We start from the raw sequence: 24,866 nt of genomic DNA, 5'->3' as shown, positions 1-24,866 counted from the left end.
GGAAAGGAGACCCCCATTGCCGGACGCCAGACTGCTCGCCGTCAGCGACCTGCACGTCGCCTACCCCGAGAACCGCGCCATCGTGGAGGAGCTGAAACCGCTCGCGCCCGGCGACTGGCTGCTGGTGGCCGGCGACGTGGGCGAGCGGCTGGCCGACATCAGGTGGGCGCTGGGCCTGCTGGCCGGCCGGTTCGAGCGGGTGGTGTGGGTGCCGGGCAACCACGAGCTGTGGACGCCGCCCGGCGACCCGCCCGAGCTGCGCGGCGTGGCCCGCTACGACGAGCTGGTACGCATGTGCCGTGAGCTGGGCGTCGTCACGCCGGAGGACGACTATCCGTTATGGCGGGGCGCGGGCGGCCCCGTGCGGATCGTGCCGCTCTTCCTCCTGTACGACTACACGTTCCTCCCCGAAGGCCACACCACCAAGGAGAGCGCGCTCGCCTACGCCCACGGCACCGGCGTGGTCTGCACCGACGAATACCTGCTCCACCCCGACCCCCACCCCACCCGCGACGCCTGGTGCCGCGACCGCGTGGCGCGCACCGAGCGCCGGCTGGCCGAGCTGGACGACGACGTGCCGCTGGTCTTCGTCAACCACTACCCCCTGGTACGCGAGCCGACCAACATCCTGCGCTACCCCGAGTTCGCCCAGTGGTGCGGCACCACGGCCACGGCCGGCTGGCACGTACGCCACCCCACGGCCGCGATGATCTACGGCCACCTGCACATCCCGCGCGTCACCCGCCACGACGGCGTGCGCTTCGAGGAGGTGTCGCTCGGCTACCCGCGCGAGTGGAAACGCCGTCCCGGCGGCCGGCGGCTGCTGCGTGACGTGCTGCCGGAGGCGTAGAAAGGGAGGCGTAGAAGGGGAGGCGTAGAAGGGGGAGGCCCGCCGCTCCGATGCCAGGGGAAAGCACCGGGACGGCGGGCGGGTCTCATCCGGTGACCATGCCTTCCGCGCGGTCCTCCGCCACCGCCTCGGGCGCGCGCTCCTCGGGCGGCCCGTAGCCGCCGCCACCGCCCGACTCGCAGCGCAGCACGTCACCGGCCTTGACGGGCAGCGCATTGACCTTGAGCATGCGCCGCTCGCCCGGCGTGCCGGGGTTGAGCGTGACGCGCGGCGGCGCGCCGTCCGCGCCGCCCGCCAGGCCCCACGCGGGCGTCACCGACCGCTCGAACCACAGCGACAGCGAGGTGTCGCCGCAGAACTCGTACTCGCGCACCACGCCGTTGCCGCCCCGCCAGCGCCCCGCGCCGCCGGTATCGGGGCGCACCTCGTAGCGGGTGACGCGGACGGGGAACAACGTCTCCAGCACCTCGATCGGCATGTCACGCAGCGACCCGTTGACGTTGTTGATCAGGCAGCTCTCGCCGTCGCCGCCCTCCCAGGCGCCCCAGCCGCCGACGGTGGCCTCCTGGGAGACATACAGCTTGCCGGTGCGCGGGTCGGTGCCGGTGAACTGCACGATCATCGAGTCGCCGTACGACGCGGCGGCCGCCTTGCCCGGCAGCACCGGCGCCAGCGCCTTGACCACCAGGTCGATGAGCAGCCCCAGGTGGGAGTAGTAGTACTGGCAGGCGGCCGGCGACTCGGCGGCCAGCATCGAGCCCGGCCTGGTGCGCACCGACAGCGGCCGGAACGAGCCGCCGTTCAAAGGCACGTCGCCGGAGACCAGCAGCTTGTAGCCGACCCGCACGGCGGCCACCGCCTGCGCGGCGCCGCAGTTGACCGGGCCGGTCGCCTGGTCGGCGCAGTCGGTGAGGTCCACGTGCATGCTCTCGCCCGCCACCGTGACCGCCACCGTGACCGGCAGCGGCGTGTCCAGGTCGATGCCGTCGTTGTCGAGGAAGCCCGAGGCCCGGTAGACGCCGTCGGGGATGGCCGCGATGGCCGCGCGTTCCATGCGCTCGGTCTGGGCGAAGATCTGCTCGCGCGCCTCGGCCAGCGTGGCGAGGCCCCACCGGTCGACGATCTCCTTCAGCCGCCGCTGCCCGGTCATCGCGCAGCTCACCTGGGCGCGCAGGTCGCCCAGCGTGGCGTGGGGGAAGCGCACGTTGCGGGCGATGAGCTCGTGCAGGTCACGGCAGGGCTCCCCACCCTCGTACACCTTGACGGGGCCCATCCGCAGGCCCTCCTGGAAGATCGACGTGGAGTCCATGGAACCGCCGGGGTCCTTGGAGCCGACGTCCAGCCAGTGGGCGCGCGACGCGGCGAACCCGGCCAGCTCGCCGCCCGCGAAGATCGGCCCGTAAACGGTGACGTCGTTGAGGTGGGTGCCGCCGATGTAGGAGTCGTTGAGCACCCACACGTCGCCCTCCCGCCACACCTCGGCCCCGTACAGGCGCTCGGTCTCGCGGGTGCACACCTCCAGGTTGCCGAGGAAGATCGGCAGCCCGGACGACTGGCCGAGGACGTTGTGATCGCGGTCGAGCAGCGCGACCGCGCAGTCCTTGGCCTCGTAGATGACGGGGGTGTAGGAGCTGCGGACGAGGGTGGTGTTCATGTCCTCCGCCGCCTGCAGCAGCGCGCAGCGGATGATCTCGGTGGTGACGGGGTCGATCACGTGTTCACCTTCATGATGAGGAAGCCGTTGTCGTCCACGCTCGCCAGGCAGCCGGGCGGGACGACCGTGGTCGCGGTCTCCTCCACCACGATCGCCGGCCCGGCCAGCTCGCCGTCCAGGCCGGCGCGGCGCAGCACGGGGGTGCGGTGCACCTCGCCGTCGAAGATCACATCCCGTACGCCGATCTCCTGAGGCGCGGCGGCGTCCACCGCGGGGGCGGCGGTGCGGGGGAAGGAACCGAACCCGGTGCTGCGCAGCATGACGAACTCCACCGGCGCCTCCGGGGTGGCGTGCCCGTAGCGGCTCGTGTGCGCCTCGGCGTAGCGGGCGGCCACGCACTCCAGGAACCCGGCCTGGGCGGGCTCGGTGGCGTCGCGCAGCGGGATGGTCAGCGTGTAGTCCTGGCCCTCGTAGCGCATGTCCACCGCGTGCTCCACGCGGCGCCGCTCCTCGGGCACGCCCTGCGCGTCGAGGGCGTCGAGCGCCTCCCGCTCCAGGGCCACCAGCCGCCGCGACATGTCGCCGCCGTCGAGGACGTCCTGCGGCCGGAAGTACGGGTCCGTCAGGTCCCTGCGCACGTCCGCCTCCAGCATGCCCCAGGCGGAGAACGCGCCAGGGAAGCGCGGCACGACCACCTCGGAGATGCCCAGCTCCCGCGCGATGAACGCGGCGTGCATCGGCCCCGCACCACCGAAGGCCACCAGCGCGAACTCGCGCGGCTCCACCCCGTGCTCCACCGTGAGCGTGCGGATGGCCTGCGCCATCTTCGCGTTGGCCACCGCGCAGACGCCCTCGGCCAGCTCCAGCGGGTCCAGCCGCAGCCGCCCCGCCAGCTCCGCCACCGCCGCCCCCGCGGCCTCGGCGTCCAGCGTCATCAGCCCGCCCGCGAACCAGGCAGGATCCACCCGCCCGAGCGCCACGTTCGCGTCGGTGACCGTGGCCTGCGTGCCGCCCCTGCCGTAGCAGGCGGGCCCGGGATCGGCACCCGCCGACTCGGGGCCGACGCGCAGCGCGCCCGCCTCGGCGTACGCGATCGAGCCGCCGCCCGCGCCTATCGTGTGCAGGTTGACGATCGGCATCAGCACCGGATGACCCTCGATGCTCGCCTCCGCGCTCACGTCGGGCCGGCCGTCCACCACGAGCGACACGTCGAACGAGGTGCCGCCCATGTCGATGCAGATCGCGTTGTCGCGGCCCAGCAGCCGCGCCGCCGCCACGCCGCCCATCGTCCCGCCGACCGGCCCTGAGAGCAGCGTCTGCAGCGGCCTGCGCATCGCGTACGAGGCGTTGACCAGCCCGCCCGACGACTGCATGACGTGCACGGGCACGCCCAGCCCGCGCTCGGAGAAGCGCCGCTCGATCCCCGCGAGGTAGCGCCGCACCACCGGCCCCGTGTACGCCTCCAGCACCGCCGACGAGGTGCGCTCGTACTCGCGCCACTCGCGCGCCACCTCGTGCGAGAGCACCACGAGCACATCGTCGCGCAGCTCCTCGCGCAGGATCCGGCCCGCCCGCAGCTCGTGGTCCGGGTTGACGTAGGAGAACAGCAGGCACACCGACACCGCGTCGAACCCCTCGGCCCGCGCCCGCCGGGCCGCCGCGCGTACCGACTCCTCGTCGAGCGGCTGCAGCTCGCGGCCCCGGTAGTCCAGCCGGCCGCCCGCCTCCATCACGTCGCGGCGCGGCACCAGCGGCTCCGGCTTGCGGTAGCGCAGGTCGAACATGCGGTCGCGGTTGCCGCGCGCGATCCGGTAGACGTCGCGCCCGCCGCCGCTCGCCAGCAGCAGCACCCTCGCGCCCTTGCGCTCCAGCAGCGCGTTGAGGCCCTGCGTGGTGCCGTGCACGAAGAACGAGATCTCCGACGGGTCGTCCATCACCCGTCCGAGCGCGGCGAAGACGCCCTCGGCGAGGTCTCCCGGCGTGGTGGGCGCCTTCGAGGCGGTGACGGCACCCGTCCTGTCGTCGTAGCAGACGACGTCGGTGAAGGTGCCGCCGATGTCCATGGCGACGCGATAACTCATGTGCCGCACCGTACGCGGAAGCCCGCGCCGCCGTGCTGTGCGTCCCGCACACCCACCACTCCGCGCCCGTGCACCCCGCACCGCCCCTCCGGCCGGGGCGGAGACGGGGGTGCGGGGGAGGCCGTTCACGCTCCCGGTCGGAAGGCGGGGGCCTCGCTCGCTGCGCCCCCCGTCAGGCGGGCGCGCGGGGGAGCATGGCCGCCACCTCGAAGCGCAGCAGGGGGTCGGCGCGGAGCTCTGCCGCGAGCGCCAGCCTCAGCGCGGTGCGGCAGGTCTCGTCGTCGGGCTTGGCGCCCGCCACCCGGCCGATCACCTCGCGGGAGGCGGCGTCGCCGCGGCCGAAGACCCGCTGCAGGATGCGCGCGCCCCTCGCCACCTCCGTGTCGGCGGCCAGCTCGCGGGTCCTGGCCAGCACGCCGGTGCCGTAGGCGTCGATCGCCGCCGTCGCGTAGGGCATGACGGCGGTCGCGGTGTCGTTGGGACTGTCCATGAGACCCCTCCCGGTCCTTCCTGACGACCTGACGGCATGTTGACGCGCTCCTCGGGCTGATGCCCAAGGATTGTGGTCTGTGCCGCTGTTCACGCGGCGGCACTTCCGTGGCTTCCTGCTTCGTCGGGCTGTGCCACCACGAGTGGTGGTCTTACCGGCCCTCCACAGGCGTTGAGCCTCTCCGCCCGTCCGGCGGCGAGGATGTTGATCGCGGCGTTGAGGTCCCGGTCGTGGGTCGTGCCGCAGGCGCAGGTCCACTGTCGGACGTTCAGCGGCATGGATGGCTGGATGGTTCCACATGCCGAGCACAGCTTGGAGGAGGGGAACCAGCGGCTGATCCGGTGGAACGTCCTGCCGTACAGCTTCGCTTTGTACTCCAGCATCCCTGCGAAGCTCGCGACGTCACCGATCTTCGGCAGGGTCAACATCCCGCCCGGGACCACCTTGAAGCGGGCGTTCCTGGTGAAGCGGATCGTCTGCCGGTTGTCCTTACGAGAACGGAAACGTGGCGGTCCGAGTTTGGGCCCGCGGCGTTTGCCGGTGACCGAGGAGAAAAAGTTGCGGCGTGGTGGCATCAGCCAGCGCCTGCTGGAGCACCACCGCCGACACCTCGGCGAGCCAGGCCCGGTCAGGGCGCTTCTTCGCCTCAGTGATCACCGTGCGGGACAGCTCCGCATCGGTGATGAACGGCAGAGCGTGGGTGTGGGCGTGGTTGCGCAGTGCGACCGCGTCGTTGAACACCACGCGGGCACACCCGAACGCCTTCGCCAGCGCGATCCGCTGAGCGGGCGTCGGGTCCACCCGGTAGGAGTAACGCAACCGCACCCACCGATCCTACTCTTGGCTTATGGCCGGACACAGCGATATCAGAACGGGCAGGTCGCCCTGTCCAGGCTGGTGAACTCACTCAAGGGAGTCGCCGGTCCGCCTGGCGGCGAATCGGCTGTTCTTGCCCCGCTACGCGGGGCAGTCGGCTTCACCTCCGGGCTGAAGCCCGGAGCACTGCCGACAATCCGGTAGCTCTCGCCGGGGCCGCGCGGCGGGGGACTACCCTGTCGGATGTGCCAGCCCCCTACCTCACCCTGAACACCGTCGTCGAGCACGAGACCGAGGCGCGGCGCTCGCGCTTCATCTGCGCGCTGGCCCCGGCGCGCAGCGTCGACGAGGCCGCCGCGTTCATCGCCGAGCGCCGCAGGCTCTACCCCGACGCCACCCACAACTGCACCGCCTACGTCATCGGCGAGCGCATCCAGAAGGGCGACGACGACGGCGAGCCGGGCGGCACCGCGGGCACGCCCATGGTGCAGGCGCTGGTGGGGCGGGGGTTCAGCGACATCGTGGCGGTGGTGACCCGCTACTTCGGCGGCACCCTGCTGGGCGCGGGCGGGCTCGTGCGCGCCTACGGCTCGGCCGTCACCGAGACGCTCGACCGGGCCGAGCCGGTGCGGATGGTGCCGGCCAGGCTCGTCCACGTCGCCGTCGCGCACGACCAGGCCGGGCGGGTGGAGAACGACCTGCGCGCCTCCCGTCACGCGGTGCGCGACGTGACGTACGCGGGCGAGGTGACCTTCGCCGTCGCGGTGGGGGAGGACGAGGTGGCGGCGTTCACCGACTGGGTCGCCACGCTGACGGCCGGCCGCGCCCGCGTCGACCTCGGCGGCCCCCTCCACCTGCCCGCCTGACCCCGCCCGCCCAAGCTCGCCCGGCGAACCCGGCCTCGCCGCGCTGGCCCTCGCGGTCCCCGTCGGCCGGCGCCACCGGCCCTCAAGGGCCCCGTGCGTTCCGGCTTCGTGCGGCGGGCCCGGGCGGTCAGCCCTCCAGGGCGTACTGCATGACGCGGAACTTCGCCTGGGCCTCGGCCAGCTCGGCGGCCGGGTCGGAGTCGCCCATGATGCCGCCGCCCGCGAACAGACGGGCCCGGCGGCCCTGGACGAGGCCCGAGCGGAGCGCGATGCCCCACTCGCCGTCGCCGTGCGCGTCGATCCAGCCGACGGGACCGGCGTAACCGGCGCGGTCCATGCCCTCCAGCTCGCGGATGACCTGGATCGCCGTCGAGGTCGGGGTGCCGCCGACGGCCGCCGTCGGATGCATGGCGGCGACCACGTCGAGCACGGAAGCCCCGTCGGCCAGCCGCCCGGTGACGTGGCTGGCCAGGTGCTGCACGTTGGGCAGCATCAGCAGCTCGGGCTCGTCGGGCGTGGTCAGGGACGAGCACAGCGGGGCCAGCGTCTGGCGTACGGAGGCGATCGCGCACTCGTGCTCGTGCCGGTCCTTGGCCGAGGCGAGCAGCGCGGCGCCGCGGGCGAGGTCGTCGGCCGGGCCGGTGCCCCTCGGGGTGGTGCCGGCCAGCACCAGCGACTCGATCTCCTGCCCCGTGCGGCGGATGAGCAGCTCGGGCGTGGCGCCGACGAGCCCCGCGACCGAGAACGTGTAGCACTCGGGGTAGCGGGCGGACAGCCGCGACAGCAGCAGCCGCACGTCGATCGGCCGTTCGGCGGTGGCGACCAGGTCGCGCGCCAGCACCACCTTCTCCAGCTCGCCCTCGCGGATGCGCTTGGCGGCCTGCGCCACCACGTGCTCCCACTCGGGCGCGGACAGGCTGCCGTCGCCGTAGCTGATGCGTCCGGGGTCGCGGATGGGCGTGAACCTCTCCAGCGGCGACTCGCCGACGGTGGTCAGCCATGCCCGGCCGGCTCTGCGGGCCAGCACGGCCCGGGGGACCACCAGCACGGAGCCGTGGGCGTCCTCGTCGAAGGTGAAGCTGCCGAAGGCGACCGCCCCGGAGCCCGGCGTGCGTACGGAGTCGTCGACCTGCGCCTCACCGAAGACGGTGGCCAGCCACTTGCGGGCCCAAGCGAACCGTCCTGGCCCCGGAGGGACGGCCACCCTGGCGGCCTCACCCCATCCGACGAGGCCCTCTCCGTTCCTGACCCAGGCGTAGGGGGCCGTGTGGGGGAGGGACGCCAGCAGGTCACCGGGGTCGCCTACAGGGGTGGTGCGAACCGGCAGCGGGCGGGTTGTTCCGAGCGCGACACTCACTCAAGACACTCTATGCGGGAACTGAACACGTTCGACTCGGACCCCCGTGAATGCACTGTTACCCGTCAAGAACCGGGAAAGAACCGGCCGCCGCCCGCTGTTGAGCACTCCCCCAGCCGGCCCCCGCTGTCAAGCCGCCCTATGAAGATGGTCCTGAACAGGCAGTACGCGCCTCGAGATCGTGGCAGGCCGGTCATCGCGTCCCTACCTTGGTGCCCATGATCGCTCGCCTGGGCTCCGTGCTCGCCGCCGCCGTCGTTCTCACCGCCTCGGGTACGGCCGTGCGGGCCGCCCCCCTCGCCCAGCCCGTGCCGCAGGTCATGGCCGCGCTCGGCGACTCCATCTCGACCGGGTTCAACGCCTGCGGCTGGTACGTCTCCTGCACTGCCCGCTCCTGGTCGTCCGGCGACAACAAGGACGTCAACAGCCACTACCTGCGCCTGTCGAAGCTGTCTGGAACGCTCCAGGAGAACAACCTGAACTTCGCCAAGCCCGGCGCGACCAGCGCCGACCTGCTCGGCCAGGTGAAGAAGGCGGTCGAGGCCAAGGCCGACTATGTGACGATCCTCATAGGCACCCAGGACGCCTGCGTCCGCACCGAGCAGCAGATGACCCCGGTCGCCACCTACCGCCGCCGCATCGACGCCGCGCTGGCCGAGCTGCGCGCCGGCATGCCGGGGGCCAGGGTGTTCTTCGCCAGCGTTCCCGACCTGCGGCGGCTGTGGCAGGTCGGCAAGTCCAGCGCCCTGGCCAGGACGTTCTGGGGCGCCGGCCGCATCTGCCAGTCGATGCTGGACAACCCCGCCTCCACCCGCCGCGCCGACGACCAGCGCCGGGCCAGGGTGCGGGCCCGCGTCATCGCCTACAACAGGGCCGCCGCCGCGGCGTGCGCCGCGTACGGGCCCGGCTGCCGCACCGACGGGGGAGCGGTGTTCTCCTACCCGTTCACGCTGGAGCACGTCAGCCGCTGGGACTACTTCCACCCGAACTCGGAGGGGCAGCGGGTGCTGGCCGAGCAGACGTACCGGCGGGGTTTCCGCTGGCTCGACCCGCGCTGAGCTACCGGCACTGCTTCAGCATGATCTTCTTGTCGGCCGGGCGGACCGGCACGTCGTACTTGAGCGCGACCTGCGCGAAGCGGGTCACGTAGGCGCAGCGGATGCCGCGTCTCGGGGGCAGCCAGCTCGCCGGCCCCGAGGCGTCCTTCTGCTCGTTGGCCTGCCCGTCCACGGGCAGCAGGTTGAGCGGGTCGTTGGCGAAGTCGAGCCGCTTGGACATCGACCAGCGCGGCGCGCCCATCCGCCAGCCGTAGTTGAGCGGCACCACGTGATCGACCTGCACCTCGTCGGCGTTGTCCTTGTGCCAGTGGATCACCCGGCCGGTGTAGGGGTCGGTCAGCTCCATGGAGACGACCTCGCAGTCGGAGCCCTTGCGGTACTTCACGTTCCGCCCGTCGCGGGCCAGCAGGTCGTCACGGGTGCGGCAGCCGTTGCGCGCGTACGGGACGCCCGTGGCCGAGTCGGCCCAGTTGCCGCCGTAGCGGGTGCGGGCGTAGCCGGTGTTGGGGCCGAAGCCCTTCGTGCGCAGGCGTTTGATGATCCCGCGTGCCTCGGCCTTCTCCGCGTCCGAGATGATGGGGGCCAGGCCGGGCAGCGTGCCGCTGACGTTGCCCAGCGGGCTGGCCGCGGTGGCGGGCGGGGTTCGGGCGGTGCCGACGAAGGAAGCGACGATGATGGCTCCGGCGAGGACGGCGATGGCGTCCTTGGTGCTCAAGCAGACCTCCATGAGCTCCGGGTTGTCTAGAGAGATTCCCGGCGCGCGGTATTTCGACACGGGGAGGGTTATGTGACTGATCGTCCCATCGATCCTGACGTCGATCTTCACGTCCCGGCCCAGCGCGCCGAGCTCCACTGGCCGGTCATCGCCGTGATCGCGGCCGGCGGGGCGCTGGGCGCGCTGGCCCGCCACGGGCTGCAGACCTTGTTGCCGACGCCGCCCGGCGGCTTCCCGTGGGCGACGTTCCTCGCCAACGTGTCGGGCTGCCTGCTCATCGGGGTGCTCATGGTGGTCATCACGGAGGTCCGCACGCCCCACCGGCTGATGCGGCCGTTCCTGGGGGTGGGGGTGCTGGGCGGCTACACCACGTTCTCCACGTACGTGGTGGACACGCAGCGTACGGTCGCCGCCGCCGCGCCGGTGACGGCGCTGGTCTACCTGGCGGCCACCATGGCGGCGGCGCTGCTGGCGGTCGCCTCCGGCATGTGGCTCACCCGCCGGGTGGCCGGAGGGCGAACCCGATGACGGTGCTGCTGATCGTGATCGGGGCGGCCGTCGGGGCGCCGCTGCGCTACCTGGCGGACCGGGCCGTGCAGGCGCGGCACGAGACCGTCTTCCCCTGGGGGACGCTGAGCGTCAACGTCGCCGGGTCCGCGCTGCTGGGCTTCCTGGCCGCGCTGCCCGCGGACGGCGGGGTGATGGCGCTGGCGGGCACGGGGTTCTGCGGGGCGCTGACGACGTACTCGACGCTCGGCTACGAGACGGTCCGGCTGGCCGAGGAGGGCGCCCGCTTCCACGCGATCGCCAACGCGCTGGCCAGCGTGGTCGCCGGCCTCGGCGCCGCCTACTGCGGCATGGCCGTCGCCCAGGCCGTGCCCTGACCGCTTTCAGCCGTGCCCGCGAGGCGCGCTTCGGGAGTTAGCGTGTAAGCACGTAATCATCTCCTGGAGGGCGTGATGGCGGATCCCCTCGACGCCTACTCTCGCGTCGTGTCGTCCGTGGCGGCCGAGTTGCTGCCGAAAGTGGCCAGTGTGCGGGCCGGCCGGGGGAGCGGGTCGGCGGTGGTGTTCACCGCCGACGGGTTCCTGCTGACCAACGCGCACGTCGTCGGCACCGCACGGTCCGGCACCGTCGCGTTCGCCGACGGCGGCTCCGGCGGGTTCGAGGTGGTCGGCCGCGACCCGCTGTCAGATCTCGCCGTCATCAGGGCGCAGACCCCCACCCCGCCGCCCGCCGAGCTGGGCGACAGCGACGACCTCGTGGTGGGTCAGCTCGTGGTGGCCGTCGGAAACCCGCTCGGGCTGGCCGGGTCGGTCACCGCCGGCGTGGTGTCCGGTCTCGGCCGCTCGCTGCCCGCCCACGGCGGGGCCGGCATGCGGCTGATCGAGGACGTCATCCAGACCGACGCCGCGCTCAACCCCGGCAACTCGGGCGGCGCGCTGGCCGACGCGCAGGCGCGGGTGGTCGGCATCAACACGGCCGTCGCCGGGGTCGGCGTCGGCCTGGCCGTGCCGGTCAACGTGACCACCAGGTCCATCATCGCCGCGCTGATCAGGGACGGCCGGGTCAGGCGGGCGTTCCTCGGCCTGGTGACCTCGCCGGCGCCGCTCCCCGAGCCGCTGCGCCGGCGCACCGGGCAGGACGGCGCGCTGCGCGTGGTCGAGGTGGTGCCCGGCTCACCCGCGCAACGCGCCGGGCTGCGGGCGGGCGACCTGGTGCTGAGCGCGGGCCGTACCCCGGTGGGCGACGCGCAGAGCCTCCAGCGGCTGATGTTCGCCGACGCCATCGGCCGCCCGCTCCCCATCACCGTGCACCGCAACGGCGCTCTGGTGGACGTCATCGCCGAGCCGGTGGAACTCACCGGCACCGGCGTCTGACCGCAGGAGGCCAGGCGGCGGCTTCGGGCCTCCCGGCGATCGTGCGCTGCCTGATCGTGCGCTGCCTGATCGTGCGCTGCCTGATCCTGCGCTGGGCGCTCGGGAGCCCCTGACGGTGGCGGGGCCCCGCTACCACCCCTCCGAGCTCACGTGGCGGTGGTCGATGCCGGTTGCCGGGCGGCCAGTCGTTTGCGGTAGCGGGTCTCGCGGTGGGCCAGGAGGTCGGCGAGGAGCTTGTCCCACTTCTGGCCGATCACGTCCACGTCGTACGTCTGCGCCTTCTCCAGCGCCCCCGCCGCCAGGTCACGCCGCAGCTGCTCGTCCTCGATGACCCGGATGACGGCGGCGGCCAGGTTCGCGTTGGTGCGCGGCTTGACCAGCAGCCCGTCCACCTCGTTCTTGATCATCTCCTTCGGTCCGTGCGGGCTGTTGAAGCTGACGATGGCCAGCCCCTTCGCCATGGCCTCCAGGATCGTCATGGGGAAGCCCTCATGACGCGAGCTCATCACGTAGATCGACGCCTTCTCCAGCTCGGCCCCGACGTCGGTGGTGGGCCCCGGCAGCTCGACCTTGCCCTCCAGACCGGCCTCCGCGATCTGCCTGGCCAGGTTCTCCTTCTGCGGCCCGGCCCCGAAGATGCGCAGCTTCCAGTCGGGGTGTGCCTGCGCGACCGTCTCCCAGGCGGTGATCAGCCGGTGGAAGCCCTTGATCCGGGTCATCCTGCCGACCGCGACGGCCACCTTGGCGTCGAGCTTGGACACCTCGCCGCTCATCGGCGGCACCGCGTTCGGGATGCGCACCAGCTTGCGCGGCGCCTTCTCCAGCGTGTCCTGGTAGTCCTTCAGGTCGGCCTTGGTGAGCGTGACCAGCGCGTCCAGGCGGCGGTAGCGCCACTTGATCAGCTCCTGCACCGGCTCCGGCTGGGTGGCCAGGGCCACGTGCTCCTGCCCGATCGTGATGACGCCCGGTGGCGCTAACTGGGCGACCGCGAGATTCAGCCCGGGACGGGTGGCCATCAGCACGCCGTCGTCCAGCGAGCGGATGAACCGGGCCAGCTTGAGGTCGGTCCACAGGTTGAACCGGTGGTACGCCGACTCCTCCTTGGGGATCAGCCGGCTCGGCAGCTTCGACAACATCGCGCGTACGGGGTCGTGCCCGGGGTTGAGACGATCGTCCAGATAGCGGAACGTCACCCGCGGGTCGACCGGGAAGAACGGCTGCTCGGCCTCTTTCAGGACGGAGACGATCTCGACCTCGTGCTCGTCGGCCAGGTAACCGGCCAGGTTGAACACGGTCCTGATCGTACCGCCCATCCCGTGCGCGTGCAGGAGGAGGATGCGGATCCGCCTGGTCGATGGCGGCGGCGCGGTGCGTGCCTTGCGCCGGTCGTACCCCCGATAGAGCCGGACCATCGCCGACTTGCCCTTGCGTGCCAGTGCGCGCACCTGTCATGTCTCCTATCAGCGTCAAAAAGCTGTACATACACATCGCCGGTGGTGAGGGCGTCAGCCTCACCACCGGCTCGGTCGTGTTCGGCGGGGTACACGTCCTTCATCCCCTGTGCGCTTTCCCCACCTATGATCATTAGACGCCGGGGAAGTGACTAAGGTTGCATTCCGGGCCGGTGCCGGGGATCCGGGGTGTGCGGCGGATGCTCGGCCAGCAGCTCGAGAGCGGTGTCGATGGCCGTCTCCAGCTGCGTGTCCACACCTCTCGCGTAGTCCTGCGGGGTGATGTCCACCTCGATGTCGGGATCGGTGCCGTAGTTCTCCACCTGCCAGCCCACGTCGTCGAACGCGAACGAGAACTCCGGCTGCGTCGTCACCGTCCCGTCCGCGAGCTGGTGGCGCGGCCAGATGCCGATCACGCCGCCCCACGTGCGCCTGCCCACCAGCGGGCCGAGGCCGAGCAGCTTGAAGGTGTGGCTGAAGATGTCGCCGTCGGAGCCCGCCCACTCGTTGGTGATCGCCACCAGCGGGCCGCGCGGCGACTCCGGCGGGTACGGCTCCGCGTCGCCCCACCGCGGGTAGTCGTAGCCCAGCCGCCGCCTGGCCAGCTTCTCCAGCAGCAGCGCCGAGACGTGCCCGCCGCCGTTGAAGCGCACGTCCACGATGAGCGCGTGCCGGTCGTACTCGGCCAGGAAACCCCGGTGGAACTCCCCGAACCCCTCGGCCCCCATGTCGGGCACATGCAGGTAGCCCACCCGGCCGCCGGAGCGCCGGTGGCAGCGGGCCCTGTTGAGGTTCACCCAGTCGCGGTAGCGGGCCGGGCGCTCATCGGCGAGCGCGCGTACGGTGACGGCGAACACCCGCTCGCCGCGCCGCACCGTCAGCTCGACCTCCTCGCCCGCCTGGTTGACCAGCCGCTCGTTCGGAGTGGCCGCCGTGCCGATCGGCGCGCCGTTGATCGCCAGCACCGCGTCGCCCGGCCGTACGTCGAGGCCGAGCCGGTTCAGCGGCGAGGTCGCCTTCGGGTCCCACCGGTCGCCGGTCATGATCGAGCGGATGTGGTAGACGCCGTCCCGGTGGTCCCAGTCCACGCCCAGCTTGCCCTGGCTGTAGTCGGGCCCTGGGCGGTACTCGCCGCCGCTCTCGAAGGCATGGCTGGTGGCCAGCTCGCCGTGCAGCTCCCACAGCAGGTCGGAGAACTCGCCGCGGGTGGTGACCCGGTCGACCAGCGGCTGGTAGCGGTCGTACACGGCCGCCCAGTCCACGCCCGCCATGTCCTCGGTCCAGAAGTTCTCCAGCTGCAGCCGCCACGCCTCGCGGAACATCTGCCGCCACTCCGCCTCAGGGCAGACCGGCACCTTGACCCGCGACAGGTCGATCCAGCCGCTGTCGCGCCCCGGCGTGTCGCCGTCGCCCGGCACCTCGCCGGCCTTGACCACGCGCAGCCGGTCGTCCGCGCGGTACAGCAGCGTGCGGTGGTCGCGGCCCAGCTCGAACGCGGTGACGCCCTCGGCGAACGTCTCGCTCTCGCCCTTGGCGAAGTCGAACAGGTGCAGCGTGCCGTCGCCCTCCAAGGGGCTGGTGAGCAGGAGCGCCTTGTCCTTGCGCAGCCCGGCCACCTGCTCGTAGCGGCCCTCCGGCAGCGGGAACGCGGTCACCCGGCCGGCCAGCCCGTCCAGGTCCACCCGCAGCGGCTCCTCGTGCTCTTCCTCTTCGTCGTCCTCGTCGTCCTCGTCGTCCTCGTCGTCCTCGTCGTCCTTGTCGTCCTTGTCCGTCAGCGGGTGCCGCCGGGGGACGAACGGGTCGGGCACGTCCGCGCGCAGCGCCACCGCGTACGGCCGGGTGCCCAGCGGGAAACCCAGGTCGAACTGGAGCTGGTCATAGACCGGCGAGAAGACGCGCTGCCCGATGAAGTACAGGTAGCGGCCATCCGGGTCGAAGGCCGGCATCGAGTCCTTCAGCACCGGCTCGCTGGCCTGCACCGTGCGGCCGGTCTCCGGGTGGTGCAGCCTGATCGCGGTGGTCTGGGCGTTGAGCGGGCTCGCGTACGCCAGCCACCGCCCGTCCGGCGACCAGGCAGGATCCTCCGGCGCGCCGTGCGGGTTGGCCTCCACCAGCACCGACCGGCCCTGGGACAGGTCGAGCAGGTAGAGCTCGTGGCGGTGGTTGACGATCGCCACCCGGTCGTGCGCCGGGTCGGGCACCAGCTCGTTGATCCGCCCCAGCCGCGCCACCTCGACCCCTGCCCCCGCGCCCGCCCCCGCGCCCGCGCCCGCTCCTGCGCCCGCGTCCGGCTTCGCCTCCCGGCCGGCGCTCGCGCCGGCGTCGGTCGGCTCCAGGACGACCAGGCGCTCCTCGTCGCCGTCGTCGCTGGCCGCCGCGATGAGCCTGACGCCGTCGTTCAGCCAGGTCAGGAAGCGGTAGCGGACCCCGTCGGTGGAGCCGTGCCGCCGCACGGGGCCCTCCCAGTTCCCCATCGCGTACGCCTTGCCGCGCGTCGTGAGGGCCACCGCGCTGCCGTCGGGGGCGAGGGTGGCGCTGTCGAGGAACTCGGCGGCGTCCACGAACCTGCGGTTGCGCTGCGTCCTGGAACTGGCCAGCCGCACCTCCAGCCGGCGCGCAGGCTCGCCCGGCTCCAGCAGGTACAGGTCGGCGCCGGCGTGGTAGACCAGACGGTGCCCGTCGCCCGACAGGTTACGGGCGTAATAGTCGTCGTGATGGGTGTGCTTGCGCAGATCGTCACCGTCGGGGGTGCACGAGTAGACGTTGCCGACGCCCTCATGGTCGGAGATGAAGCACACCCGGCCGTCGCTCCAGCAGGGCGAGGCCAGGTTGCCGGGCAGCCGGATCAGGCGGCGGAACTCGCCGTCGCCGCGCGGGTCGATCCACAGGTCGCCGACCGTGCCGCCGCGGTAGCGCTTCCAGCGGGCGGGGTCGGCGGTGTTGCGGCCCAGCACGATCATGCCGCCGGGCGCGTACGCGATCGAGTTCGCCGGCCCGTACGGCAGCCGCTCCGGCACCCCGCCCGGCGCCACGCGGTGCAGCCACTTGCGTCCCTCGAAGGGCTGGCCCTGGTCGCTGGCGTACAGGATGCGGCCGTCCAGGTCCCAGCCGGTCACCGTGCAGCGGGCGCCGTGGAAGGTCACCCTGCGGGCCGCGCCGCCGCCGGCCGGCATCACGTACACCTCTTCAGGACCCTCCTCGCGCCCCACGAACGCGAGCTGGTCGCCGCGCGGTGAGATGCGCGGGTAGCCGGCCTCGGCCAGCCCCGCGGTCAGCCGGAACGCCCGTCCGCCCTGGGCGGAGACCATCCACAGGTCGTCCTCGGCGGCGAACACCACCACGTCCTGGAACACGGCGGGGAAGCGCAGGTAAGCCGACATGGGCGCAGCTCCACAGTCGATCGGACGGTCGAGGCCCCCCGCCTCGGCCGTCCGATCAGCTCACCGGACGGGCAGCCTGGGAGGGCTGCCCGGAAGATCACTCTTCGCCGGTCGGCTTGGTGCCTTCCCGCTTGGTCTCCTTGGCCTGCCGGCTGGTCTTGATGGCCTGCTTCTTGGACTTGCCGGACTTGGCCGTGGGTTTCTTCTTCGTGTCTGCCATGGAGATCATCCCCCCTGTACGGACGTGATGCACCTGATTGGTACACCAAGCCCCTTAATACCCATCGAACGACGAAACCCGACATGCCTCTTATGTACTCTTCGTAACCCCTTAGCTACTCGGGCATGCAGCTCTCGAATTCGCTCACCGACGTCCGTCAGCGGCCGCTCACGACCCCTTGGCGGACCGGCCGGTCGCCGGACGCCTCCGACCACCACACGCCCTCGCCGTGCGACAACCCGGGCAGCCGCCGCTCGAAGACGTGCACCGCCGCCGCCGGGATCTCCCCGCCCAGCACCCACGTGTCCGCGCGCCGCGCCGTGTCGCGCAGCTCGCCGCCCAGCGCCGCGAGCTGCGCCGTGACCGGGCCGAAGGTCTCCAGCGGCACCTCCACCTCGAACCGGTGGCACGGCTCATGCACGATCGTGCCCGCCCGGCGCAGCGCCCGCGCCAGCACGATCCGGGTACGGCCACGGAAGTCGGCCGCCACGGTCTCCGGCGCGCTGTAGCCGGTCCTGGTCAGCGTCACCGTCACGTCGGTCACGGGCCAGCCGTGCGGCCCCTCGTGCAGTGCCGCGCGCACGCTCTCCTCGATCGCCCGGTGGAAGGCCAGCGGCAGCGACCCGAGCGCCACCTCCAGCCGGTAGCCCACCCCCGAGCCGTGCGGCGCCGGGTCCACCCGCAGCCCCACCGTCGCCATGTGCTCGTTGGGCCCGTGGCGCTGGATCTCCTCCAGCGCCTCGCCGGTGCCCGCGGGCCGCTCGAAGTAGACGGGGCGGCTCGGCTCGAACGCCGTCTCCACCCCGTACTCCCTGGCCAGGGTCTCGCCGATGACCTCCTTCTGCACCTCGCCGTACAGCAGGACCGACGTCTCGCCGCCCGCCACCGTGCGCGTGCCGATCAGCGGGTCCTGCTCGGCCAGCGCGAGCAGCGCCGCGTGCACGCGCGGTTCCTCCCCCGGCACGCGGGCCCTGACCACCGTCTCCAGGCTCGGCGGGGTGAAGTGGGCCCGCCCCGACGGCCCAGGACCGCCCAGGTGATCGCCGACCCGGACCTCGGGCACGCCCCAGACCCTGACGATGTCGCCCGCCAGCGCCGTGCGCCGCTGCGGCGCGCCCGCCACGGCGAGCGCGGTCAGCCGCCCGTGGTAGGCGTGCGTCCCGTCCCGGTAGAAGCCGATCTTCTCGCGGGTGCGCAGCACGCCCTCGCGCACCCGTACGTACGCCGCCTTCTCCCCGGACGGGCCCCGTTCGACCGCGAACACAGGACCGCTCGGCCGCCCGCCCTCGGCGGGCTGGGGCACGGCGGGAAGCAGTGCGGCGATGCCGTCGAGCAGCTCGGGCACGCCCTGCCCGGTGATCGCCGAGCCGAACAGCACCGGATACGCCTCACCGGCGCCGCACTGGCGGGCCAGCGCCGCACGCACCTGGCCGGCGCCCGGCTCACCACCCTCGACCAGCAGCTCCAGGAGGTCGTCGTCGCGTTCGGCGAGCACCTCGGCGGCCGGCCGGAGCGAGGGGAGCGGCCGGGTGACGGCCGCGCGCCCGCCGATGCCCTCGACGGTGGTGATCGGCACGCAGGACGGCGACAACCGCCGCCGCATCTCGGCCAGCAGCTCGTGCTCGCGCGCGCCGGCCCGGTCGATCTTGTTGACGAAGATCAGCGTCGGCAGCCGCAGCCTGCGCAGGGTCTTCATGAGGACCCGGGTGTGCGGCTGCACCCCTTCGACGGCCGACAGCACCAGCACGGCGCCGTCAAGCACGCCGAGCGCCCGCTCGACCTCGGCCACGAAGTCGGCGTGCCCCGGCGTGTCCACGAGGTTGACCCGCAGCTCGCCGAGTGTGAAGGAGGCGACGGCGGTGCGGATGGTGATGCCGCGCCGCCGCTCGATCTCGCCGGTGTCGGTCTGGGTGCTGCCGGTGTCGACGCTGCCGAGCCGGTCGATGACGCCGGTCTCGAACAGCAGCCGCTCAGTCAGGCTGGTCTTGCCCGCATCCACGTGCGCGAGGATGCCGATGTTCAGGATGTGCACGGTTGAGGAACCCTCGGGAAACTCTCGAGCCAATAGGGCGCTGGGAGACTCCGAGGCACCTCATTCCGAACTCCTGATCTTCGACGCCGGGGTGCCCGCCATCCTGCCATCCGCCGGACGGCTGCCGCCAACCCTTTTTCCCGCTAGAGCAGGCGGAGCTGCTCGGGCTCGGGCGGCTCAGGGGGAGTGGCAGGGCGGGCCGGTGGGAGGCGGCGGGCCACGGCAGGGGTGGCGCGGCCGACGCCGTGGCGCCGGGCCAGCTCTTTCACCATGCCGGCGACCCGCTGCTGGTACGCCTTCGGCGCGTAGGAGCCGCGGCCGTAGAGCTCCAGGTAGCGCGGCACCAGCCGCGGGTGCTCGCGAGACAGCCACGACAGCCACCACTCCCGCGCCCCAGGACGCAGATGCAGCACGATGGGCGAGATGTGGGTGGCGCCGGCGGCGGCGATCTCCTTGACCGTGCGGTCGAGCTGGGCGGGCGAGTCGGTGAGGTAGGGGAGGATCGGGGCCATCAGGACCCCGCACGCGATGCCGTTGTCGTTGAGCGTCGCGCACGTCTCCAGCCGCCGGCCCGGGTGCGGCGTGCCCGGCTCGACCGCGCGCCACATCTCAGGATCGACGAACCCGACCGACACGTTCGCGCCCACCTCGGTCACCTCGGCGGCCCCGGTGAGCAGGTCGAGGTCGCGCAGGATCAGGGTGCCCTTGGTGAGGATGGAGAACGGGTTGGCGGCGTCGCGCAGCGCGGCGAGGATGCCGCGCATCAGCTTGTAGCGGCCCTCGGCGCGCTGGTAGCAGTCGACGTTGGTGCCCATGGCGATGTGGTGGCCGCCCCAGCGCGGTGAGGCCAGCTCTTTGCGGGCCAGCTCGGCGGCGTTGACCTTGACCACGATCTTCGAGTCGAAGTCCGCCCCGGCATCCAAATCAAGATATTCGTGCGTTTTTCGGGCAAAACAGTAAATACAGCGGTGGGTGCACCCGCGATAGGGGTTGATCGTGTACTCGAACGGCACCCGGCTCGCGGCGGGCACGCGGTTGACGATGGATCGGGCCTGAATCTCGTAGAAGGTCATGCCGCGGAACTCAGGCGTGTCGAACGTTCGGGTGACCGCGCCGCGAGCGAACAGCGGCACGGCCGGATCGTCCCGGCCGGGGTCGGCCAGGCGCAGGTTGTCCCAGCGCATCCCATGATTAGAACAAGTATTCGAGCTTGATCGCAAACCAAAAGACGTCGCAATTACATGGTCAGCTTGGGGCTAATGATCTTCATGGTTGGGCAGAAAGACGCCACGGAGCTTGCGTTCGGGAGGTGCACCTATGGCCTGGTCGCAGGACGAGGAGCGGATGCTGGCCCAGATCGAGCGGCACCTCGTCGACGACGATCCGAGACTTGTGGCGCGGCTTGAGTCGTTCAACGAGCGGGTTCGTCGCAGCGAGGCGAGGTCCACGGGGCAATCGGGTCCCAAGCGCAGACCACGCCGCTCGACGGTCATCATTTTGATCAGCTGGGTGTTGATCGCCACCTTGGTCGCCACATTGCTGATCATGGTTCTCCGCCACGAAGCCGCCGCCGCCATGGCTCTGTCCACCATGTTCTGAGCCCTGGCCGCGGACGGCCCACACGAAGATCTCCGGCGTCGAGCCTCCGTGCTCGTCGCCTCTCCTTGTGTGCTTCCGGCGATCACGGGATGGGGTCTGCCCGGAAAAGCCGCGCAATCACGCGCGGCGGAGATTTCGCATCAGCCGGCGACGCGGACCGTGGGCTCGTGGCGGACGGGGAAGTTGACCGAGGCGGCGATGAAGCAGGCCTTGGCGGCGTCGGCGTGCAGGGCGGTCGCCGTCTCCACGTCGCCGGTCCAGGTCACGGCGGTCCGGTAGCGGTGCCGGCGGCTCATCGGTGCTCGTCTCGCTCTCGCTCGGGGTGCGTCAGGACTCAGGACGAACGTATCGAACCGCGCGCACAGGCCGATGGGGGCCTTGTTCCTCGAATACTCGCATGCGTATACTCGCAGACGAGTATTCGAGGCGAGGAGCGCATCGTGGCCAAGCGGCGACCGGTGACGAACCTGCTGGCGCTGGCCGTGCTCACCGTCGTCGGCCGGCGCCCCATGCACCCGTACGAGATGGCCTCCGTCCTGCGCGCCAGGGACAAGGACCAGGACATGCCCATCAAGTGGGGCTCGCTCTACACCGTCGTCCGCAACCTGCACAGACACGGCTTCCTTGAGGCGGTGGAGAGCGGACGGCAGGGCGCGCGGCCCGAGCGGACCGTCTACCGCATTACCGACGCCGGCCGCCGCGAGGCCGCCGACTGGACGCGCGAGCTGCTGTCCACGCCCGAGAGGTTGCCGACGGCGTTCGAGGCCGGCCTGTCCGTGATGGGCGGGCTCGGTCCCGACGAGGTCGGCGCGCTGCTGCGGGAGCGGCTGGCCCGGCTGGAGGAGCGGATCGGGGCCGACCGGCGGGCGCTGGAGGAGGAGCGGGCCGAGCTGCCGCGCCTCTTCGTCGTCGAGTCGGAGTACGCACTGGCGATGCGCGAAGCCCAGGCCGCCTGGGTGCGTTCGCTGGTGGCGGAGCTGGACGGGGGCACGTTCCCCGGGATCGAGGAGTGGCGGGCCTACCACCGTACGGGCGACCTGCCGGACGGGCTGGAGGACCTGGCCGCCAGAGGCACGCAGGACGACTGACCGGACAGGCCCGGCGGCGGTGCTGCAACACCGCCGCCGGGCGGATCTCGCACCCGAAGCGGAGCCCCGGCCACGAGATGGCATCGACAACGATAGCCGGGCTCCCCTTCACCGACCGATGAGGGAGCCCTCATGATCATGACCACCACAGGCGCCGTGACGTCCGATGACGGCGCGACGATCGGCTACCATCAGGTCGGCCGCGGCCCAGGGCTGGTGATCCTGCACGGCGCCATGCAGACCGGCCGCAGCCAGCTCGACCTCGCGCAGGCCCTGTCGGCCGACTTCACCTGCTACCTGCCCGACCGGCGCGGCAGGGGCGCCAGCGGCCCGGCCGGCCCCGCGTACGGGCTGGAACGGGAGGTGGCCGACCTCGCGGCGCTCATCGAGGCCACCGGCGCCCGCTACGTCGCGGGCGTCAGCTCAGGGGCGATCATCACGCTGCGCACCCTGCTCGTCCGTCCCGACCTGCACGGGGCCGTCGTCTTCGAGCCGCCGCTGCTCCCCGACGGCGCCGCCCTGGACGTCCACCTGAGCCGCCTCGACCAGGAGCTCACCGCGGGGAACGTGCCCGCAGCGCTGGTCACCGGCATGAAGGCGGCCGAGCTCGGCCCGCCCGTCTTCAACCTGGTGCCGCGCAAGCTGCTGGAGCTGCTCACCCGCAGGATGCTGAAAGGCCCGGGCGCGACGTTCGCCGAGCTGGCGCCGACCTTGCGGCAGGATCTCCAGCTCGCCAGGGAGGCGGCGGGCGACCTGGAGATGTATCGGGCCGTGCGGCAGGAGGTGCTGCTGCTCGGCGGCACCAGGACCCGCCCCTACCTGCGCGCGGCCCTCGCCGGCCTCGAGGAGGTGCTGCCGCACGCCACCAAGGTGCTCATGGAGGGCCTCGACCACAGCGCCACCTCCAACACCGCCGACCGCGGCCGCCCCGGCCGCGCGGCCGAGGAGATCCACCGCTTCCTCAAGGACCGGTGACGAGCGGGCCGATCAGTAGTTCTTCAGGAACGTGGCGGCGACCGGGGCGGCGACCGCGCCGCCGCCGCCTCCGCCCTCGACGACCACCGCGAACGCCACGTCGCCCTTGAAGCCCATGAACCAGGCGTGCGACTCCAGCTTCTCGCCGGTGCCGAACTCGGCCGTGCCGGTCTTGCCGTGGGTGCCCGCGGGCAGGCCGGCCGAGCGGGCGGTGCCCTTGGTCACCACGGCCGACATCATCTGGTGCATCCCCGCCTTCACCTTGGCGGGCAGCTCGCGCTCCGACAGCTTCTGCTTCATCGACGGCACCAGCGTCGGCGGGCGCCAGGTGCCGTCGGCGATGGCGGCGGCGACCGAGGCCATCGACAGCGGGCTCGCGGTGATCCTGGCCTGCCCGAACGACTCCGCCGCCAGCTCGGCGTCGGACTGCGCCTTGGGGAAGCTGGCCTTGGTGGCCGGCACGCCGATGGTCAGCGGCTGGTTGAAGCCGACATCCTCGGCCGCGTCGAGCAGCTTCGCGGCCCCCAGCTTCGACTGGGCGAGCGGCGCGAACGTGGTGTTGCACGAGTGGGCGAAGGAGTCGAGGAACGAGATGGAGCCGAACTCCTCCTTGTCGGAGTTGCGGACCTTCAGGCCGCCGACGGTGGCGTACATGGGGCAGGTGACCTTGTCCTGCGGCGACATGCCGGCGGCGAGCAGCCCGATCGCGGTCACCGCCTTGAACGTCGAGCCCGGCGGGTAGCGGCCGTCGAGCGCCCGGTTGAACCCGCCCACGTTGTTGACCACGGCCAGGATCTCGCCGGTCGACGCCTTGATCGCGACCAGCGAGGTAGGCTTCTTCATGTCCTTGACCGCCGTCACCGCGGCGGCCTGGGCGCGCGGGTCGAGGCTGGTCTGCACGGGCTCGCCCTCGGCGCCCTCGATGGTCTTCAGCGTCTTGTCGCCGAGCTTGATCTCGGTCGTGGGCGTGCCGGCCAGCTGCTTCTGGAACGTCGCCTGCAGCCCGTGGCTCCCGACCGCCTGGCCGACCTTGTAGGACGAGCCGAGCTTGGCGACGTCCTTCTTGGTGGCCTTGACCAGGTAGCCCACGAGCTGCTGCACCGACCCGCCGACCGTGCCGTCGTCGATGCGCGAGCCCTCGGCGTCGGTGATCGCGGCGCGCTCAGGCCAGCGGGTCTTCAGCGAGAACTCGGCGCCGGAGGTCAGCGACGGATGCAGCGTCGAGGGCTTCCAGTCAACCTTCCACGTACGGTCGGCCACCACCAGATCGATCTTGCCTTCGTAGGTCCACTCACCGATGTTCTTCAGCTCGAGCTTGGCGGTGTAGGGGACGCTGGCCCGGCCGTCGCCCTCGGTGACCCGGCCCAGCTCGATCGCGGTGGACTCGACGGCGAGCGCGCTGCGCTGCTGGTCGTAGGCGGTGAGCGGCTGCGCCTTGGCCAGCTCTTTCGTCATCGCGCCCTTGTCGCCCGCCTGCCACGCCGCAGCGAACCGCTGCGCGGTCTCGGCCGGCGTGCCGCGGGTGTGCAGCACGTAGTAGGCGCCCCCGGCCGCGGCCCCCACCGCGAGCACCGACGCCACGGACACGATCGCGATGGTACGGCCCCGCGCCACTGATCAGCCCCCTGCTCCTCGACGACAGCTTCCGAGACTAGCGGGAGCTCCCAATCAGGACATACCATTCTCAGCTTTGACGCTGGCCGCGTACTTCGGGACGTACTCCTGGCCGGAAAGCTTCTGGATGGCGGCCATGATCTCGTCGGTGACCCGGCGCCGGTCCTGCGCCTTGGTGTGGTCGCCGGTGAAGCGCAGGGGAGCGCCGATGGCGATGCCGATGGGCGCGGGCCGCGGCACCTTCGCGCCGAACGGCATCACCTTCTCGGTGCCGCTGAGCGCCACGGGCAGCACCGGGGCGCCGGTGCGCAGCGCCAGCCAGGCCACGCCGATCTTGCCGCGGTAGAGGCGGCCGTCGGGGGAGCGGGTGCCCTCGGGGTGGATGCCGAACAGCTCGCCCCGCTCCAGCAGCGCGGCGGCCTCGTCCAGCATGGCCTGCGCGGCGTGCGCGCTCTCGCGGTCGATCGGCAGGCTGCGGCCCAGACGCATGAAGAAGCCCGAGACGGGGTTGCCGGAGAAGTATTCGTTCTTGGCCGTGAACGTCACGTGCCGTGGCAGCAGCGCGGGCAGCAGGAACGAGTCGAGCACCGACAGGTGGTTGGCGGCCAGGATCGCCGGTCCGGTGCGTGGCACGTGGGCGGCGCCGGAGATGTGCGGACGGCACATCGCATGGACGAGTGGCGTCGAGGCGAACTTGGCCACGTGGTAAAGCAACGAGCTCTCCTGATGATCGGCTGACG

Annotated in this window: 24 protein-coding genes; 9 read left to right on the top strand and 15 right to left on the bottom strand. The window is 71.9% G+C overall.

The window, feature by feature from the left end; all coding sequences use genetic code 11:
- The first annotated feature begins 16 nt into the window (after positions 1-16).
- Entirely contained in the window at positions 17-850 is an 834-nt protein-coding gene (locus AB0K12_RS30350) for a metallophosphoesterase (protein ID WP_364568586.1), read from the top strand.
- An 85-nt stretch (positions 851-935) separates the two neighbouring features.
- On the opposite strand, the gene AB0K12_RS30345 is transcribed toward AB0K12_RS30350, so the two are convergent.
- From AB0K12_RS30345 to AB0K12_RS30325, 5 genes are all read right to left on the bottom strand, one after another.
- Positions 936-2,564 carry a hydantoinase B/oxoprolinase family protein gene (locus tag AB0K12_RS30345; protein ID WP_364568583.1) on the bottom strand — a complete coding sequence of 543 codons (1,629 nt, stop codon included), beginning with the start codon at positions 2,562-2,564 and terminating at the stop codon, positions 936-938.
- Complete coding sequence (locus AB0K12_RS30340) at positions 2,561-4,585, bottom strand: hydantoinase/oxoprolinase family protein (protein WP_364568580.1); 2,025 nt, start codon at positions 4,583-4,585, stop codon at positions 2,561-2,563. The genes AB0K12_RS30345 and AB0K12_RS30340 overlap by 4 nt, the downstream gene beginning before the upstream one ends.
- A 172-nt stretch (positions 4,586-4,757) precedes the next feature.
- Positions 4,758-5,075: a hypothetical protein gene (locus AB0K12_RS30335; protein ID WP_364568577.1), complete on the bottom strand. Its 318-nt coding sequence runs from the start codon at positions 5,073-5,075 to the stop codon at positions 4,758-4,760.
- 89 nt (positions 5,076-5,164) lie between these two features.
- Positions 5,165-5,503 carry a transposase gene (locus AB0K12_RS30330; RefSeq protein WP_364568574.1) on the bottom strand — a complete coding sequence of 113 codons (339 nt, stop codon included), beginning with the start codon at positions 5,501-5,503 and terminating at the stop codon, positions 5,165-5,167.
- Between the two features lie 61 nt (positions 5,504-5,564).
- Entirely contained in the window at positions 5,565-5,900 is a 336-nt protein-coding gene (locus AB0K12_RS30325) for a helix-turn-helix domain-containing protein (RefSeq protein WP_364568571.1), read from the bottom strand.
- A gap of 236 nt (positions 5,901-6,136) precedes the next feature.
- Between AB0K12_RS30325 and AB0K12_RS30320 the strand changes: the two genes are divergently transcribed.
- Positions 6,137-6,757 (top strand): YigZ family protein, encoded by a 621-nt coding sequence (locus tag AB0K12_RS30320; RefSeq protein ID WP_364568568.1) that lies wholly within the window; start codon positions 6,137-6,139, stop codon positions 6,755-6,757.
- 127 nt (positions 6,758-6,884) lie between these two features.
- On the opposite strand, the gene AB0K12_RS30315 is transcribed toward AB0K12_RS30320, so the two are convergent.
- The gene (locus AB0K12_RS30315; RefSeq protein ID WP_364568565.1) at positions 6,885-8,114 is read right to left on the bottom strand and encodes an isochorismate synthase; all 1,230 of its coding nucleotides are present in this window, start codon (positions 8,112-8,114) and stop codon (positions 6,885-6,887) included.
- A gap of 218 nt (positions 8,115-8,332) precedes the next feature.
- On the opposite strand from AB0K12_RS30315, the gene AB0K12_RS30310 reads away from it, so the two are divergent.
- On the top strand, positions 8,333-9,172 hold the full coding sequence (locus AB0K12_RS30310) for a GDSL-type esterase/lipase family protein (RefSeq protein ID WP_364568562.1): 840 nt from the start codon (positions 8,333-8,335) through the stop codon (positions 9,170-9,172).
- 1 nt (position 9,173) lies between these two features.
- Here AB0K12_RS30310 and AB0K12_RS30305 read toward each other — a convergent pair whose 3' ends face one another.
- Positions 9,174-9,887, bottom strand: a complete 714-nt coding sequence (locus AB0K12_RS30305; protein ID WP_364568555.1) for an HNH endonuclease family protein — start codon at positions 9,885-9,887, stop codon at positions 9,174-9,176.
- A 72-nt stretch (positions 9,888-9,959) separates the two neighbouring features.
- Between AB0K12_RS30305 and AB0K12_RS30300 the strand changes: the two genes are divergently transcribed.
- The 3 genes from AB0K12_RS30300 to AB0K12_RS30290 all read left to right on the top strand — a co-directional run bounded on the left by AB0K12_RS30300 (position 9,960) and on the right by AB0K12_RS30290 (position 11,767).
- Positions 9,960-10,415: a CrcB family protein gene (locus tag AB0K12_RS30300; protein ID WP_364568552.1), complete on the top strand. Its 456-nt coding sequence runs from the start codon at positions 9,960-9,962 to the stop codon at positions 10,413-10,415.
- Entirely contained in the window at positions 10,412-10,771 is a 360-nt protein-coding gene (gene crcB, locus AB0K12_RS30295) for a fluoride efflux transporter CrcB (RefSeq protein ID WP_364568550.1), read from the top strand. The genes AB0K12_RS30300 and crcB overlap by 4 nt, the downstream gene beginning before the upstream one ends.
- 75 nt (positions 10,772-10,846) lie before the next feature.
- A complete protein-coding gene (locus AB0K12_RS30290) occupies positions 10,847-11,767 on the top strand; it encodes a trypsin-like peptidase domain-containing protein (RefSeq protein WP_364568547.1) in 921 nt (306 codons plus the stop codon).
- 146 nt (positions 11,768-11,913) lie between these two features.
- Here the strand turns inward: AB0K12_RS30290 and AB0K12_RS30285 are convergent, their stop codons facing one another.
- From AB0K12_RS30285 to AB0K12_RS30265, 5 genes are all read right to left on the bottom strand, one after another.
- Complete coding sequence (locus AB0K12_RS30285; RefSeq protein WP_364568544.1) at positions 11,914-13,212, bottom strand: glycosyltransferase family 4 protein; 1,299 nt, start codon at positions 13,210-13,212, stop codon at positions 11,914-11,916.
- A gap of 158 nt (positions 13,213-13,370) precedes the next feature.
- On the bottom strand, positions 13,371-16,598 hold the full coding sequence (locus tag AB0K12_RS30280; RefSeq protein ID WP_364568541.1) for a PDZ domain-containing protein: 3,228 nt from the start codon (positions 16,596-16,598) through the stop codon (positions 13,371-13,373).
- Positions 16,599-16,695: 97 nt separating this feature from the next.
- Positions 16,696-16,818: a hypothetical protein gene (locus tag AB0K12_RS30275; RefSeq protein WP_345385495.1), complete on the bottom strand. Its 123-nt coding sequence runs from the start codon at positions 16,816-16,818 to the stop codon at positions 16,696-16,698.
- A gap of 157 nt (positions 16,819-16,975) precedes the next feature.
- Positions 16,976-18,850, bottom strand: coding sequence for a translation factor GTPase family protein (locus AB0K12_RS30270; protein ID WP_364568537.1), 1,875 nt, complete (start codon positions 18,848-18,850; stop codon positions 16,976-16,978).
- 143 nt (positions 18,851-18,993) lie between these two features.
- The gene (locus AB0K12_RS30265) at positions 18,994-20,034 is read right to left on the bottom strand and encodes an Rv2578c family radical SAM protein (protein WP_364568534.1); all 1,041 of its coding nucleotides are present in this window, start codon (positions 20,032-20,034) and stop codon (positions 18,994-18,996) included.
- A gap of 133 nt (positions 20,035-20,167) precedes the next feature.
- Here AB0K12_RS30265 and AB0K12_RS30260 point away from each other — a divergent pair, with 133 nt between their 5' ends.
- Complete coding sequence (locus tag AB0K12_RS30260) at positions 20,168-20,449, top strand: DUF3040 domain-containing protein (protein WP_364568531.1); 282 nt, start codon at positions 20,168-20,170, stop codon at positions 20,447-20,449.
- A gap of 140 nt (positions 20,450-20,589) precedes the next feature.
- Here the strand turns inward: AB0K12_RS30260 and AB0K12_RS30255 are convergent, their stop codons facing one another.
- On the bottom strand, positions 20,590-20,745 hold the full coding sequence (locus AB0K12_RS30255) for a hypothetical protein (protein WP_364568528.1): 156 nt from the start codon (positions 20,743-20,745) through the stop codon (positions 20,590-20,592).
- A gap of 144 nt (positions 20,746-20,889) precedes the next feature.
- On the opposite strand from AB0K12_RS30255, the gene AB0K12_RS30250 reads away from it, so the two are divergent.
- Positions 20,890-21,537, top strand: a complete 648-nt coding sequence (locus tag AB0K12_RS30250) for a PadR family transcriptional regulator (RefSeq protein WP_364568525.1) — start codon at positions 20,890-20,892, stop codon at positions 21,535-21,537.
- A gap of 138 nt (positions 21,538-21,675) precedes the next feature.
- Positions 21,676-22,512 (top strand): alpha/beta hydrolase, encoded by an 837-nt coding sequence (locus tag AB0K12_RS30245; RefSeq protein WP_364568523.1) that lies wholly within the window; start codon positions 21,676-21,678, stop codon positions 22,510-22,512.
- A 12-nt stretch (positions 22,513-22,524) separates the two neighbouring features.
- Here AB0K12_RS30245 and AB0K12_RS30240 read toward each other — a convergent pair whose 3' ends face one another.
- On the bottom strand, positions 22,525-24,099 hold the full coding sequence (locus AB0K12_RS30240; protein WP_364568520.1) for a penicillin-binding transpeptidase domain-containing protein: 1,575 nt from the start codon (positions 24,097-24,099) through the stop codon (positions 22,525-22,527).
- Between the two features lie 81 nt (positions 24,100-24,180).
- On the bottom strand, positions 24,181-24,840 hold the full coding sequence (locus AB0K12_RS30235) for a lysophospholipid acyltransferase family protein (protein ID WP_364568517.1): 660 nt from the start codon (positions 24,838-24,840) through the stop codon (positions 24,181-24,183).
- Positions 24,841-24,866 lie beyond the last annotated feature (26 nt).

The sequence above is a fragment of the Nonomuraea sp. NPDC049419 genome (genome assembly GCF_040676995.1).
In the GTDB taxonomy this organism is placed as follows: domain Bacteria; phylum Actinomycetota; class Actinomycetes; order Streptosporangiales; family Streptosporangiaceae; genus Nonomuraea; species Nonomuraea salmonea.
This window is presented reverse-complemented; position numbering and strand designations above follow the sequence as displayed.